Raw genomic sequence first — 14,819 nt, forward strand, 5'->3', positions numbered from 1 at the left:
TAACTCTGTAGATGATTATGAAACGCATACAACTCATAAGCTGCCTGTTTACGGTTTGGATCTTAAGTTCCTGTGAAAAGAACTTCTTGGATCGACCGGCAGAAGATCAGGTAGAATCTGAATATTTTTTTAATACCGCTAAAGATCTGGAGGTTGCCTCTAATAATTTTTACACGATGTTACCCAACGAGTCGGTCTATTCCGACGATGCCTCCTCGGATAATGTAGTCCCGCTTATTGCGGCCGACCGTGTACGGGGCAACCGGATTACACCGACGGCTAGTGGTACAGGTGGTTGGTCGTGGAGCAGCTTACGTGATATCAATTATTTTCTCGAAAATTACCATAAGGTTGATGATGCCTCGGCAAAAGCTATGTACGGTGGCATCGCCCGGTTTTTTAGGGCTTATTTTTATTTCGAAAAAGTAAAACTCTTTGGCGATGTGCCTTGGTACAATAAGGTGTTATTGGCTGGTGATCCGGATCTCTATAAACCTAGAGACCCCCGCAAGCTCGTGATGGATTCTGTCATGGCCGACATCAACTTTGCCGTGGCAAATATCCCCGCAGAAAAAAAACTGAACCGTATTACAAAGTATACCGCCCTGTTGCTCAAGGCCCGTATCGGCCTGCATGAAGGAACATTTCGTAAATATCACGGCATCGAAGGGCATGAACCTTTCCTTCAAGCAGCCGTTGAGGCGGCCGAAGAGCTGATCGGTTCGGGTGCCTATACGTTGTTTTCTACCGGCGGGCCACAACAGGCTTATCGTAATTTGTTTGCTCGGGATAACCAGGATATGACCGAAACAATTCTAGCACGCGACTTTGAACGGGGTCTGGAAGTACACAACCTTGGTTATTTAATGACGTCTCCTACGGCGGGATCCTGGGGGCTCAATAAAGATCTCGTCAATTCGTACCTGATGACCGATGGATCGCGCTTCACGGATAAGCCAGGATTTGCGACAACGGGATATTTCGAAGAATTCCAGAACCGGGATCCTCGCTTGACACAGACAACCGCAGGGCCAAACTTTACGGTTATCGGAGCTTCTGCACCAGAGCCCGTCACGCTCAACGTCACGACAACAGGGTATCGCGTCATCAAGGCTTTACCTACGCGCGATCAATGGAGCTCGGCACATTTCGATGTGGTTATTTTCCGATATGCAGAAGCCCTGCTTATTCTAGCGGAAGCTAAAGCCGAACTCGGAACCCTACAACAGTCCGATCTTGACCGTACGGTCAATCTGTTGCGCGCGCGTGTTTCCATGCCAGTACTAAACATGGCGGCGGCTAATACGAATCCAGACGCTTATCAAGGGACTTTGTATCCCAATCTAAAAAATGACAACCCGAACCGGGGTGTGCTATTGGAAATCCGACGGGAACGCCGAATAGAAATGTTCAACGAAGGTTTACGTTGGGACGACCTGATGCGCTGGAAAGAAGGACGCAAACTGACCCAACCGATGGTAGGCATCTATTTTCCGGGTGTGGGTTCCTACGATTTCACTGGGGATGGAAAAATGGATGTACACTTGTATAACGGCACGAATGCTGGCGCGCCATCTACAGTAACATCCCTGATCAATATTCAACAACGCACGCTCCGCGATCCAGTCACCGGAGCCGAAAAAGCCTCCAAGGGAAACCTAGATCCGTTTCCGCAGGGAGGACAATTTGATGAAGCTAAAGATTACTATTATCCGATTCCATTGGAAGATCTACGGTTAAATGAAAATCTGGAGCAGAATCCGAACTGGGAAAAATAATATAAGTTGAACATACAGACAAACGGACGGAGTCTGTTTCCTGTTGTGGTCAGCTTCCCTGGGCGTCCCAGGTAAACTGACCACAATAAATAAGAACACAAGTTTAGAGCCGTTTGATCGTATATAATCGATTGATGAACAATGAAAAAGCAACCTGTTATCATCAGCCTCTTTGTGATGCTGACCGCCATCTTTGTGTGTTGGGGATGCAAGAAATCACAAGAAACGTTTGAACCTGTATTGCTGGTCAATACAGATTATCTAGTCGTCACCGGAAAAAGCAGTACGTATTTTTTTGATCTGCTATCTAATAACGACGCCACGCTATCCACGGATGTCGATTGGATACAATTGGACACGACAGCACTTGGCAAGGGCAAGCATCGGGTCGGGTTCTCCACACTCACCAACGACGGTGAAGAACGTAGCGGAACGATTACCGTGAACACCGCAGACGAGAGCTCCAAAGAACTGCTCGTGCTCCAGGAGGCAGGATTGGTAAGCATCTTTTATGTAAAACCGGATGGGAATGGTAACGGTCGTTCATGGGAACAAGCCGCAAACCTGGCGACCGCGCTGCAAAATGCCACAAGTGGCAGCGTGATCCATCTGGCTGAAGGAACCTACGTCCCTTCCAAAGTTATCTCGGGTGGAGATGCGTCAAATCCCGGAGATCTTACGTTCGAAATTAGCAAAAATATCCACCTGATCGGTGGATACCCTGCAGCAGCAACAAATGGCACTACCGCTGATCCAACACGTTATAAAACCGTGTTTTCAGGGCTGCAAGCCGGCGGTGCTAAATCTTTTCACGTGGTGACCATCACGGCACCGGTTGCGACTGATGAACGGGTAGTCTTAGAGGGGATCACCATGAGGGACGGCGATGCGGCCGATCGCGGGATTAACATCACCGTGGGCGATAAACAGTTTAGCCGGGGCAATGGTGGCGGGATGATCATTGGAGGATCAAAGGTGCTTTTAGATCAGGTTGCCGTCGTTGAAAACGTAGCGAGTTCCCGTGCCGGAGTGGCAGGGCAATGTGCTGGACTTTATATATTCGGTGGCGCTGAAGTGGAAATTCGTAACAGCAAAATAAATAAAAATAGCAATGGCGTAAACAACGGCGGCGGACTTTGGGTGAATGAATCTAAAGCCCTGATTTTTGACAGTGAGGTGAACGCAAATTATGCGAAAGGAACGGCTTCTGGGGTACACGCTTTCCCCAATGCAGAAGTCCATTTGTATAATACAAAGGTACAGGATAACAATAATACTTCCTTTGGTGCGGGCATTTATGCCCGTCAGAATTCTAAAATTATTCTTGTCAACTGTTTGGTCACCGGCAATGTCACGACCTCTGGCAATGGTGGTGGAGGGGTAATGCTGTACGACAACAGTACGGGAGATATCATTTCCAGCACCATAACTGCTAATGGAGCGGCAGGTCCGGGCGGCGGCATTTTTCGTAGGCAAAACACCAATAAACTTACTTTAATTAACACGATTGTTTCCGGGAATGTGCAAAGCGCATCCAGCAGTGATGTCGATGCCTACGAAGCGGAAGCCGCAGCACCTATACGGAAGAGTGTAATCGAGGGAAGTTCGGTATATAGCGATGCCGGCACAGCGCTCTCCGGCATAACTTTTCGCCCACAAACGATGCTCGGAAATGGGTTTAGATTGATCGGCGAAGACAATCCCGCACAAGTCTATGGTCTGGCAGCATCGGCACTGGACGTGATAGGCAAGGGCTATACACCGATTCTAAATTCAGAGATCCTTCGGGACTTGGAAGGGGAAAGCCGGGAGAACAAAAAGGTGATGGGAGCACTAGTCCGGTAAGCATATGGGAAAGCAAAATTTCTTGCTCGTGATCTGGATATTTTTGGTGCTTTCTGGCCATGGCCAGAAAGCTTCCAAAAATATCATGCTGGTACTCGGATCTGATAAACGCGAAATCCTCCAGAAGCGGATAGCCGTTGCCATAAAGCTATACCAGAGCACCCCCATTGATAAAATTATCGTGTCCGGAGGGTGTGCAGCGCATGCCTCCACCATCTGCGAGGCGACAGAAATGAAAGCATTGCTGGAAGAAAATGGCATCTCTGGCGAGAAGATATATAAAGAGGAAAATTCGAAGACGACAGCGCAGAATTATGTTTTTTCCAGGGCGCTTGCTGATGAATCTGGCCAGCGGATAATCCAGCCGGGCGATCGTCTCTTTGTCGTTTCGGACCATTGGCATGCCATTGCTGTGGCTGCCAGATTTCGTAAATACGACCAGGTAGATGCGCGCTTTTTTATAGAAGGGGATCTGGATCCACCTGCTGGAGCGCCCTTGGATTATGTCGGGATTTTTAATAAAATAACGGATAACCGAGCGTTTATTGTGCGCAGTACATGGCCAACGCCCTTAGGTGTATTCTATTTGGACAAAGAGCAGCATTTGCTGTTTTTGGATCGGGTCTACCAATTGGATGGTAGCGGTCACCCTCCGAAAGTCTCGTCATTACAAGATCTGTTTGTGGAGCTGCCTCCCACTTGGGAGGGACAGATAGACGCGGTTATTGAGGACACCAAGGGAAAACAACTGCACCTAATCCGAGGGCTTGAGCTTCAGAGCCGACATCTACCGTCCCAGAGGATCGCCGGATACCGGGCGCTACAGCAATGGGTGCAGGGCCTTCCAGGAAACGTATATCACGTGGATGCCGGCTTTATCGCAGCAGACCTGCTTTATCTATTTTCGGGAGATGCTGTTTATATCGCGCGAAAGCAAGACGACCAATACCACGTTCAAAAGTCGCTGCTAATGAAAGAATGGATTAACGCCTTTCCGTATGGTTGGGCAAATGGTGATATAAGTGCCGCGACATACGATCCCGACAGCCAGCAGGTTTGCCTGTTTAAAAATCGGGAAACGCTAACATTTCACCTAAAAAATACAGGACACGCTACCCTGGCACCACTGAAATTGGAGTGGGTAGAATTAACGACAAACAACTAAAAGCACATGAAAAAGATCTTTGTTTATTTTCTGTTTATAGCGACAGCGACCTTTACTGCCTGTCAGAAATATGATGACGGAACGCAACTCCCGTATGTAGAAGAAGTCGTCTCAGACGGTGGTTTAGGTGAGCTTATCGAGGAGACCGATTGGCAACCTGTTGAGATTGCCGAAGGCATTGTATGGAAACATTTTCACTTCGCCAGCATTTTTGATTCCCGTCAATACATTAATATTTTAGATATTGACCTGAGCAAAAATCCGACGTTTGAAATTCCGCATACCGCTACCGGCGATCTATTTACGGTCAGCGAAGTGAGTGAACAAGCGGGAGCCGATGTGGCAATCAACGGAAGTTACTTCGGTGCAAACTATGGGGGCTCTACGGTTTATTTTAAGAAGAACGGTGCGGTTATTACGCAAACTGTCCCGAATTTCGATTCCTTTCGGGAAAATGCCGCATTTACAATCTCAGCGGCAGGCAGACCTGGTATCGTTAAGAAACCAGTAAATGGATGGGATGACGTACCCGCTCCGTATGTCCTGGCGGGAGGACCACTGCTGGTGTATGACGGAGAAGAAGTGCCACAACTGAACCACACCTTCAACACGACACGGCATCCTAGGACGGTTATTGGTGTTACATCCGATAATCATTTTATCATGGTCGTTGTCGACGGACGCAACACGCAATCGCAAGGACTTACGACAGCTCAGCTTGCTGAACTCATGCTTTCGTTAGGTTGCACTGCCGCCGTGAATATGGACGGTGGCGGCTCATCGACTGCGTGGACAAAGAGTCAGGGCGTGGTTAACCATCCAACCGACAATGGCATATTCGATCATAATGGACAGCGGGAAGTAGCTACTGCAATTTTAGTGAAGGCTCCGTAAACAAGGAAGCCATTGATCTATAAGCGAAAAAGAAATGAGAAAAATACAGTTTACTCTCCTGTTGATGTGCATCATGTTTGCCTCGCAGGCGCAAATGAAAGAGCTAAAAATAATTAGTTACAATATCTATGTCGGCATGAAAACCGACACGACGGCGAACAAGCACGTATTCTCCGAATGGTTCCGAAAGCAAGACGCCGACGTGGTGGGGCTTCAGGAGGTGACAGGTTTTACCCAGTCTAGTCTGGAAGAATGGGCAAGAAGTTACGGCCACAGGTATGCCGTACTGCTTATCGAAGGAGAGAAATATCCGGTCGCCTTTACTTCTAAGTATCCTATTACTGGCGTACAAAAGGTGACGGACAATATGGATAGGGGGTTTATCCAGGCAACAATTGGTGGGCAAACGTTTATCGTCTTGCATTTAAGTCCATTTGACTATCGCACCAGAAGAACGGAGGTAGATTTGTTATTGGCCCACGTAAAAAATCAGCCCCAGATAACGGATTGGGTATTGATGGGTGATTTCAATTCCTTTTCCTCCGTCGATTCGCTGGCTTATCGGGATGGACGACTAAAGGAAAATCTCCGAAAGTACGAAGCGAAGTATCCGCCCTATAAAAAGCTTATCGATAATAAAATAGATTATCAGGTCATCGATGAAGTTCTGGCGGCCGGATTTTCCGATGCGCTAAAAATCCATCATCCAGAATTTGTGAAGACGGTGCACCCGAGGCGTTTTGAACCAAAGCAAGGACGCGATGTGCCTACACGTATTGATTATATATTCGTCAGTAAAAGGTTTTCCTCACGCGTAACAAAAGCAGAAGTGATTGTCGACCAATTTACCGATAACCACTCGGACCATTATCCGATGATGATGAAACTAAAACTGAAACGTTGATGGGACCAAAACGCCGTGCCATCGCCTGGCGGATGATGCGTGCACTCGTTTCGAGGTAAACCATGTTGGTGAGATAATTTTGCTGTCTTCGCCTCGAGGCGCCCCAGAAAGATGTATTTATAGAGGAAGCGCGGCGAAGCAATCTATGTTTTGACATGGTCAGATTGCTTCGTCAGCTTCCTCCTTATTGTAACGATGACGACGGCTAATATATTAGACACCTCCGGACGTTTTATAGGTCAACAATGATAAACCGGTCGTCCCATATGTCACAGGGCTATAGTCTGGGCAAGCGGGCTATCTACCTTTTCGATTCGCCGATCTCATCACCGTTTTTCTGAAAGAGTGCGACAATCCGATCGAAGATGGCGGTATTCTGGAAAAATCCGGTAAAATCCTGTGCCGCTGGGCCGTAAGCCATGACCGGTACAACCATACTGCTGTGGTCATTGGAGGCAAAATTTCCGTGCACGTATCCCGATCTCCAGTCCGTGTCCAGAAGCGACAGAGCCCCAGTTTCATGGTCCGCTACGACAATCACTAAGGTTCTTCCATCCTTATCTGCAAACCGTAAAGCTTCGCCTACAGCCAAGTCAAAGTCTTGCGTTTCTGTTAAGGTGTATTCCATGTCGCGCGCATGTCCTCCCCAGTCGATCTGCGCTCCTTCGGCCATAATGAAGAAACCCTTATCGCGATTGTTGAGCTTTGCTATCGTAGCAGATAGCATCTCCGCAAGAATTGGTCCGCGACCGTCCTTTACAGGTTTTGTCAGGGAGTCCGAAAGAAAATAGATAGCTTTTTCAGATCTGTTGCTAACGAATTCTTGTTTCGTGTTTGGCAACGCAAATTTATTCGCCCTTAATCCGGATGCTAATGTTTGCCATTTCCCGGCATCTTGATAGGCGCCCGGCTTTCCGCCGATCAGGATATCAATATCGTTAGTGCGCGTTAACGACTCGGTAATAGCTTCCGACGCGTTGCGGTCCTTGTGGGAGGTATAGAACGCTGCAGGCGTGGCATCCGAGAGATCTCCCGTGGTGATAATGCCTGAATGTATTCCCTGAGGCCGGATAATGGAGGGAATCCGTGGCAACGCATTGCCGTTGGTGTCCACGCTCAGGTGTTCGTTAAACGTTTTCTGCCCCGTAGCAATGGCAGAACCACCAGCGCCGGAGTCTGTATTTCCTGGGCTAAAGGAACTGGTGAACGAAAAGCCGATATGTTTCATCTGACTCATATGTGTCTGGCCTCTGTTTGCCGAAATCGCTGCCTGAACGTGACCCATTCCCATACCGTCGCCGATTAACAGGATCACGTTTTTCACGTTGCTTGCATCTTTCCCGTCGGAGTTATACGATGGCTGATAAACCTCATATGCCTTAGCGGACCGGTAACGGCTTGAGGCAAGGCTGCCAATATATTCTTTCAGGGTGACGGGATGATCTGTGTTGAGCCAGGTGATGCCCATTTTCTCTAGGGTAAGCCACGTATTCACACTCTCAGGGGTACCCCATAGACGGAACGGAATCCCCATCATCTGTGCTTGGGATGCCTGGTGCTGTATCCTGCGTAGGGCGTCCGGAGCAGGCACACCTTTCCCGTTCCAGTGCGTATAAGATTTCAGGTCGTCGCTGATCATTGCGAGATGTTTCTGCTGTGCTGCGGTATATGTTATTCCCGGACGGCCGTCAAAGTAGATCCAGGACGGAAATTTTTCGAACTCCTGAGCAGGGGGCATATTACCGCTTATGACTATTTTGACCGGTGTTTTGGACAGCTGTGGATCGACCAGGAAACGGTAGCTTTCCAGTAGCGAAAGTAGGGGAGGCATGAGCTTCTTGTAATCTTCCTTAAAGTCCAAAAGCAGCTGCAACTGCTTGCTTGGTTCAGCGAAAGGTTTACCTCCGTTTTTTTCAAATAGAGAGGCGAGGGGCTGCAAATATGTCCTTTCCAACGTAAGGCCCTGCTTGATTTCCTTTTTTTCATGCGCCGCGTACAGTGAATCCTGGTACAGGAACAGATCTACCTCTATCGACTCCATCCCGGCATAATGGGCAGTAAAAAAGGGGATATCCTGTTTGTAATCGTTATGGCTATGTCCCCTAACCGATACGGTGGCGCTTTGTCGTTCGCCAAACATAAGCTGCTCGAAGCGGCTGTGCATATCAGGCTGCTGGGCGGCCGCTATGACGGGGATCGCCATCCCTAACATGCAACAGAACTTTTTAAGGTTTCTAGTTCTCATTTTTCTTTTTCGCTGTTGATCAAATGTACGTTTTATAAGGTTCCTTAAGCAAGAGAAAGGATGACTGCTCCGTGTAGTCCAGCCAGTGAAGCAGTCATCCAGGTTATGAAAAAGGTGTTTTGCCGATTACCAACCTTCGTTTTGTGGTATCTTGGCATTGCTCAGGTCCTGAGGCGGAATCGGCCACACATGATGTATCGATGGATCAAAGTTCCGTGCCGGCCAAGCTTCAAATACGGTAAAGTCAGATTCCGGGTCCGCCTTGTTCACATGCTGTCTGCCAGTGGCTGGCTTTGCATATGCGGCCTTCGCATCGCCCCAACGGACAAGGTCGGAATGGCGGTCTGTGTATTCTCCTGCAAATTCTGATCTGCGTTCTTGTTTAAGGTCAGCCATGTCCGCTCCTTGGATATCAGGAAGGCCAGCGCGGTCACGTACTTGATTGATTAGCGCGTCCGCATTTTGGCCTTGTTGGATGAGTCCCTCGGCTTTCATCAACAGGATGTCGGCGTATCTTACCAGCGGTATGTTCAGGTCGGAAGTAGGGTAATCTCCGTTTGGATTTAAATGCTCAGAGGCCGGTGTGCGGAACGGGTGCATGTATTTATTAAACTGGAAACCCGTCTGTGAGTTGGATGAATAGTATTTTCTCTCCTCTCCAAAAAGCGTGTAGGTATCTCCGAATTCCAAGATTGTCGCCTTCAAGCGGGCGTCGCCTTTTTCAAAGGAGTTGTACAATTCGAGCGTGGGATGAAAATATCCCCATCCGTTGTACATACCATATCCGGTGTTTTCGAACATCACAGCCGGTAAAATCGAGCCTCGTGTACGGTTTGAAACGACGGAGAAAATATACTCTGAAGAGTAATTGTTCTGGATGTAGAAAACACTCGCAAAGTCTTCGGCAGGGTTGTCGGTGTCGATTAGCGCACGGCCGGACCCTGAGTTAGTCACCATATCACAGTATTTCACGACCTCAGCCCATTTGCTCTGATCGTATCGTGCCCATTGGAGGTTTGTCTTAGCAAGATAAGCGAACGCGGCATCTTTGTTAGCACGTCCCAGGTCATCACCTTTGTAAGCTGTAACCAAAGGAAGAAGTTCTGCAGCCTTTAGTAAGTCTGCTTGAATCTGCTCGAAGTTTTCGCTAACATGGGCCGGTCTATCAAAATGCAGTTCTTGCATATTTTCCTCGGTGACGATCGGTATTCCCGCACGCTGGTCACCGTAGTACTGCGCTAGATAGAAATATGCGTATCCGCGCATAAAATAGGCTTCTCCCAGTACGCGGTTTTTTACCTCATCTCCGATTTCCATGGCCGGTACCTTTGATATAATGGTATTGGCGCGTTGGATGATCTGATAGAATTTCTTGTACATACTGTTGACACGGCTTTCACTGCCTGTAGCGGTGAAGTTTCGTACGGCGGCCGAGCCGGCGTCGGTACGTCCGGTTACCATGTCGTCGGAAGCGTTCACATACCAGAAAAGACCGCGACCGAACATAGCGTCGTCGCTGAAATGCTCGTAAAGCCCGTTGGCAGCGAAGATCGCGTCAGTTTCCGACTTCCAGTAATTCGCGTCGGTGATAGATCCCTCCGGGGTCAGGTCTGTGAACGATTTGTTGCAGGATTGGGTGCTCATGCTAAGACCGATCACTGCTAATGCTATATATTTATTAAATCTTAAATTCATTGTTACGCTTTTTGACTTTTAAAAATTGACATTTAATCCTACGGTGAAGGTCTTAGCTAGTGGATATCTACCTACATCGAGTCCGATATCACCGACTTCTGGATCGATTCCTGAATACGAAGTGAAGGTGAATGGATTTTCAGCGGAGAAATAGACTCTTGACTGTAGTTTGCCCAGTAATTCTGGAATGCGGTAGCCAAGTGTAATGTTTTTGATGCGGAAATAGTCCCCATCTTCCAAGTAAAAGTCCGATACCGTTCCAAAGTTACTGTTTGGATCTTGGCGCGTTAGGCGTGGAATCGTAGCGTCCGTATTTTCCGGAGTCCAGGCGTCAAGGACACGTGCGTCCAGGTTGTAACCGTTTAAACCAGCATTAAAAGCCGTGTACTTGTATCCGTTGAAGATCTTTGTTCCGCCGACACCATAGGTTAAGATGCTCAGGTCGAAATTTTTATATTCCAGGTTCGCTGAAAAGCCGTAGGTGAATTTAGGAATTGCACTTCCCATATACTGTCTATCATCATCATTAATCGCACCATCGCCATTGCTGTCCACAAAGCGTAGATCTCCTCCTTTAGCTTGGTCCTGAAGGACGTTGCCATTTGCACCTTTATAATCTGCGGCTTCCTGATCGGAGGCAAAAATACCTGCTGTAGGAATCATGTAGTACGAATAAAGCGGCTGCCCGGCCGTTGATCTGTAGGGTAGCAACACGCCGCGTACATGCGAACTATGGGCTATAAAATCGTTATAGTATCCATCAAGATTTAGCAGTTCGTTTTCATTGAACCCGATATTGGCGTTTAATCCCAATTTCCAATCCCCAAATTGATCGTTGTAACGCGCGCCAAATTCGAAACCTTTGTTCAATACGTCGCCAACGTTAGCTGTCGATCCTCTTTCCAGACCGAGGTGTGGATTCGCCTCATTCTCTTGGATCATTCCCAGAGTGGTCTTTCTGTAGTAATCCGCGTTGATGCTCAGTTTGTTCAGTACGGTCAGGTCCAAACCGATATCCAGCGATTCTGTACGTTCCCAGATAATATCCGGATTAAACTGTTTGGTCACCGCATAGTGCCGCACTAGCGTATTGTTGTCGCCCAGTGGAGTAGACTGATTGGTTGTCAACGGGATATTGTAGGCGTATTTGTCCACAGAACGGATGTTCCCGATCTGGCCCCAAGATGCCCGTAGCTTAAGATCGTTGATGAAGCTGCTTTTAAAGAAAGGCTCTGATGATATTTTCCAAGCTGCTGACACGGAAGGGAATACATCTGAACGGTTTTCTTCTGAAAGGCGGGAGCTACGGTCTTGACGTATACTTGCGCCCAAATAGTAACGGTTCGCATAGTTGTAGTTGACCCGCGCGATGGCCGAAGTCAGGGCATCTTCCCATACATCGCTGACCGGCATTTCAGGAACCTCAGCAGCATTGCCGATATACTGGTTCCAATCTTCTTCACGTTCAAATCCTCTGGCTTGTAGATAAAATTGTTCATAACGCGTTTTTTGCGCAGAATACACCGCCACAGCATCTAGGTTATGCAGACCAAAGCTTTTGTTATAGTTTAACTGCTGATCCCAGATCCAGCGATTCTCGCGCTGTTCTTCATGTGTTAGGTAATTATTTCCATTAGCGCGGCCAATCTCCGGTATCTTCGGATCAAAGCGCTTGTAGGAATATTGTCTCATGTTCAAGGAAAAGTTTGACTTGAATGTCAGGCCTTCGATGATTTTTACCGAAGCAAATGCATTACCGTTCAGGTTCAACGTAGGGTTATTCACTATCGGACGCTTGAGTAGAGCGACAGGGTTGTATGTATCTCCATAGGCGCTGGAAAAGCCTGATAGATTCTGAGGTACCGTTCCATGGAACAGGCCGTTCTCATCATACACCGGAGCCGCCGGGTTCATGTAGATCGCATTGATAATCGATCCGCTGTAACTACTTTCAGTATTTGTTCCGCGTGTTGTGGTGTGGTTTACATAAAAATTTTGCCCTACCATAATGCGATCGCTTAAGTCGAAATTCGATTTCAACCGGTATGTGAACCGTTTATATCCTGTGTTTAAAAGAAGACCTTCCTTGTCGTGGTAACCGAATGATGAGCTGTATGTTGCTTTTTCACCACCGCCGGAAAGCTGAACATTGGCATTTAAAATATCCCCAGTTTGGAAAATTTCTTCCATCCAGTTGGTACGGGTGACCTGACCCCAGGGGTTCTGCGTAGCGTCGTGCGCAGGGAGGGGCGTTAGCCCGTCGTTGGTATATGCTGTATTGTAAGCATTGGCGTACTGCTCTGCATTTAGCGCCGTTGGTAAGTTGCTCGCATTCTGCCATCCACGATATACATCTACATTTAACTTCGGAGTGCCCGCTTTTCCGCTTTTCGTGGTGATAACAATAACACCGGAAGATGCCTGTGCTCCGTAGATTGCGGCCGCTGCCGCATCTTTTAGGATATTTACCGTCTCAATATCATTGGGGTTGATGGGGCCGCCGTAATAGGGCATACCATCAACTACATATAAAGGCTCGTTATCATTCAATGAATTCATTCCCCGGATCAATACTTTCGGATTTTGAGAGGGATCGCCACCCGCAGACATGACCGTAACACCAGCTACATTCCCTTGCATCATATCGCCCAAGTTGGTGACAGGGCGATCTACCTGTGTGCTTACATTGGGAAGAGAACTGATCGCTGTGGTTAGGTCGCCGCGCCGCTGTTGTCCGTAGCCTACGACAACTACTTCGGTAAGTTCCGAAGACTCTTCATTTAAACGGATAAGCATGGAGTTGCTTTCTCCTTCTTTCACTTTTTTAGCTGCCGTTTCGTAAGGTTGGTAGCCGATCATGCTCACTTTGATACGGTAGTTTCCTGTAGCGTTTACCCCTCCGAGTGTGAACATCCCTTTGGCATCCGTGGCGACTTGTGCCACTGCTCTTCCATTTTCGTCCAGCAGCTGTACAGTTGCGCCGGGTATCGTCACGCCGGTGTGGTCCATAATGGTACCGCGCAGCTGTCCGCCGGACTGTGCCCATGCGTTGGCTGCCACGAACAGTGCGAGACCACTCATAGCCAATCTAACATTCCTGACAACGTTTCTTTTTTTCATGTGTCTATTTGTTTGTTTAATTATGTTCTTCTAATGTTTGAGCCGATAGCTCTGTCACCTTTTTAGCTATTATTATGTTTCCTTCAGCGGTTTCCGTGAAACGGAGCCCGTTCATCTGGCAGACGATGCCGATGATGGATTTGGTAGACTCACTGGATTGAAATTCTCCGGTGAACGTGAGCCCAGTTAAATCAACCGTGTTTGTAGATATGCTAACACCTTTTTTGTGGGCAATAGATTGAAATACAGAATCCAACGGACTATCCCGAAAGGAAATAACCTCGTCAGCAGGACGAGCTGGCGGCTCGCAGATATGTTTAAGTACAGCAGAAGGCTTTTTCTTTGCTTTGTCCAATGTGATGGAACCCGTATTGGTAAGGATGTGTAGCTTGTCTCCCGGTGAGAGATATTGATTGTCCATGAGTACTTTAGCTCCTGGCTCGGCCTTCACCATAATTTTTCCCGATAATAGATGGATGTCCAATTGGTCCGGCCGACGGGTATCCACCGTGAAATCGGTGCCAAGGGCCGTCGTGGTATATCCGTTTGCCCACACGACAAAAGGCAGCGACGTGTCGCGAGCGACTTTAAAACGCCCGCGCCCAACCAATTTTATCTTACGGTCGGACTCGCCATAATGTTTCGTATAGGTCAGCGAGCTGCCTGGAGAGAGTATAACGGTTGAGCCGTCGGCCAGGACGGCTGATTGTTCTTTGGGCTGATCATTTATAAGCTGTACGGTGTCACTGATCTTTGCGATATCTTGTACTCCTAGATCGTTATATTCATTTTGGTTGCTGAATGTATAAAACCCCAGTGCGATCGCTAGTAAAGCTGCTGCAGCTATAGACCAGCTGGTCAACCGGAATGTTCGTTGTTCTTTTTGCTCGGGAACTTCCATCTTAGCGTGGATATTTTTGAGCAAATTTTCGTACCGCTCGTCGGTAGCTAATCCGTCTTCTCTACGTTCAATTCCAAAAACACTTTTCAGGTCCTCTTGAATCTCTTTCTCCTGTATTTGGATATCACCGAGAAGATCCTGTTGTTGCTCTTTAGAGAGTAACCCTTTCCAAAAATCTGCAATCTGTTTCCCAATTTGTTCCTTCATCTACTGTAAATACACGGTATAGAAGGAATGGGGATGCCTTTTTGGATTAAGTTACTGTTAACAAA

Annotated in this window: 9 protein-coding genes; 5 read left to right on the plus strand and 4 right to left on the minus strand. The window is 47.8% G+C overall.

Going from position 1 to position 14,819, the window contains the following annotated elements:
• Nucleotides 1-17 precede the first annotated feature (17 nt).
• The 5 genes from ACFSR5_RS17210 to ACFSR5_RS17230 all read left to right on the plus strand — a co-directional run bounded on the left by ACFSR5_RS17210 (nucleotide 18) and on the right by ACFSR5_RS17230 (nucleotide 6,586).
• On the plus strand, nucleotides 18-1,778 hold the full coding sequence (locus ACFSR5_RS17210) for a RagB/SusD family nutrient uptake outer membrane protein (protein ID WP_380905705.1): 1,761 nt from the start codon (nucleotides 18-20) through the stop codon (nucleotides 1,776-1,778).
• Nucleotides 1,779-1,919: 141 nt separating this feature from the next.
• A complete protein-coding gene (locus ACFSR5_RS17215; protein WP_380905706.1) occupies nucleotides 1,920-3,623 on the plus strand; it encodes a right-handed parallel beta-helix repeat-containing protein in 1,704 nt (567 codons plus the stop codon).
• A 4-nt stretch (nucleotides 3,624-3,627) separates the two neighbouring features.
• Nucleotides 3,628-4,788 (plus strand): YdcF family protein, encoded by a 1,161-nt coding sequence (locus ACFSR5_RS17220; protein ID WP_380905707.1) that lies wholly within the window; start codon nucleotides 3,628-3,630, stop codon nucleotides 4,786-4,788.
• Nucleotides 4,789-4,794: 6 nt separating this feature from the next.
• Nucleotides 4,795-5,682: a phosphodiester glycosidase family protein gene (locus ACFSR5_RS17225; RefSeq protein ID WP_380905708.1), complete on the plus strand. Its 888-nt coding sequence runs from the start codon at nucleotides 4,795-4,797 to the stop codon at nucleotides 5,680-5,682.
• A gap of 34 nt (nucleotides 5,683-5,716) precedes the next feature.
• Complete coding sequence (locus ACFSR5_RS17230; protein ID WP_380905709.1) at nucleotides 5,717-6,586, plus strand: endonuclease/exonuclease/phosphatase family protein; 870 nt, start codon at nucleotides 5,717-5,719, stop codon at nucleotides 6,584-6,586.
• A gap of 301 nt (nucleotides 6,587-6,887) precedes the next feature.
• On the opposite strand, the gene ACFSR5_RS17235 is transcribed toward ACFSR5_RS17230, so the two are convergent.
• The 4 genes from ACFSR5_RS17235 to ACFSR5_RS17250 all read right to left on the minus strand — a co-directional run bounded on the left by ACFSR5_RS17235 (nucleotide 6,888) and on the right by ACFSR5_RS17250 (nucleotide 14,754).
• The gene (locus ACFSR5_RS17235; protein WP_380905710.1) at nucleotides 6,888-8,831 is read right to left on the minus strand and encodes an alkaline phosphatase; all 1,944 of its coding nucleotides are present in this window, start codon (nucleotides 8,829-8,831) and stop codon (nucleotides 6,888-6,890) included.
• A 126-nt stretch (nucleotides 8,832-8,957) separates the two neighbouring features.
• On the minus strand, nucleotides 8,958-10,526 hold the full coding sequence (locus ACFSR5_RS17240) for a RagB/SusD family nutrient uptake outer membrane protein (protein WP_380905711.1): 1,569 nt from the start codon (nucleotides 10,524-10,526) through the stop codon (nucleotides 8,958-8,960).
• Between the two features lie 18 nt (nucleotides 10,527-10,544).
• Entirely contained in the window at nucleotides 10,545-13,646 is a 3,102-nt protein-coding gene (locus ACFSR5_RS17245) for a SusC/RagA family TonB-linked outer membrane protein (RefSeq protein WP_380905712.1), read from the minus strand.
• 16 nt (nucleotides 13,647-13,662) lie between these two features.
• Nucleotides 13,663-14,754 carry a FecR family protein gene (locus tag ACFSR5_RS17250; RefSeq protein ID WP_380905713.1) on the minus strand — a complete coding sequence of 364 codons (1,092 nt, stop codon included), beginning with the start codon at nucleotides 14,752-14,754 and terminating at the stop codon, nucleotides 13,663-13,665.
• Nucleotides 14,755-14,819 lie beyond the last annotated feature (65 nt).

This window comes from Sphingobacterium suaedae, assembly GCF_042684625.1.
GTDB classification, from domain to species: domain Bacteria; phylum Bacteroidota; class Bacteroidia; order Sphingobacteriales; family Sphingobacteriaceae; genus Sphingobacterium; species Sphingobacterium suaedae.

Bases quoted from the DNA above. Each gene is read 5' to 3' on its own strand.
- ACFSR5_RS17220 (WP_380905707.1), top strand. From the start codon at position 3,628: ATGGGAAAGCAAAATTTCTTGCTCGTGATCTGGATATTTTTGGTGCTT.
- ACFSR5_RS17215 (WP_380905706.1), top strand. From the start codon at position 1,920: ATGAAAAAGCAACCTGTTATCATCAGCCTCTTTGTGATGCTGACCGCC.
- ACFSR5_RS17240 (WP_380905711.1), bottom strand. From the start codon at position 10,526: ATGAATTTAAGATTTAATAAATATATAGCATTAGCAGTGATCGGTCTT.
- ACFSR5_RS17225 (WP_380905708.1), top strand. From the start codon at position 4,795: ATGAAAAAGATCTTTGTTTATTTTCTGTTTATAGCGACAGCGACCTTT.
- ACFSR5_RS17245 (WP_380905712.1), bottom strand. From the start codon at position 13,646: ATGAAAAAAAGAAACGTTGTCAGGAATGTTAGATTGGCTATGAGTGGT.
- ACFSR5_RS17210 (WP_380905705.1), top strand. From the start codon at position 18: ATGAAACGCATACAACTCATAAGCTGCCTGTTTACGGTTTGGATCTTA.
- ACFSR5_RS17230 (WP_380905709.1), top strand. From the start codon at position 5,717: ATGAGAAAAATACAGTTTACTCTCCTGTTGATGTGCATCATGTTTGCC.
- ACFSR5_RS17250 (WP_380905713.1), bottom strand. From the start codon at position 14,754: ATGAAGGAACAAATTGGGAAACAGATTGCAGATTTTTGGAAAGGGTTA.
- ACFSR5_RS17235 (WP_380905710.1), bottom strand. From the start codon at position 8,831: ATGAGAACTAGAAACCTTAAAAAGTTCTGTTGCATGTTAGGGATGGCG.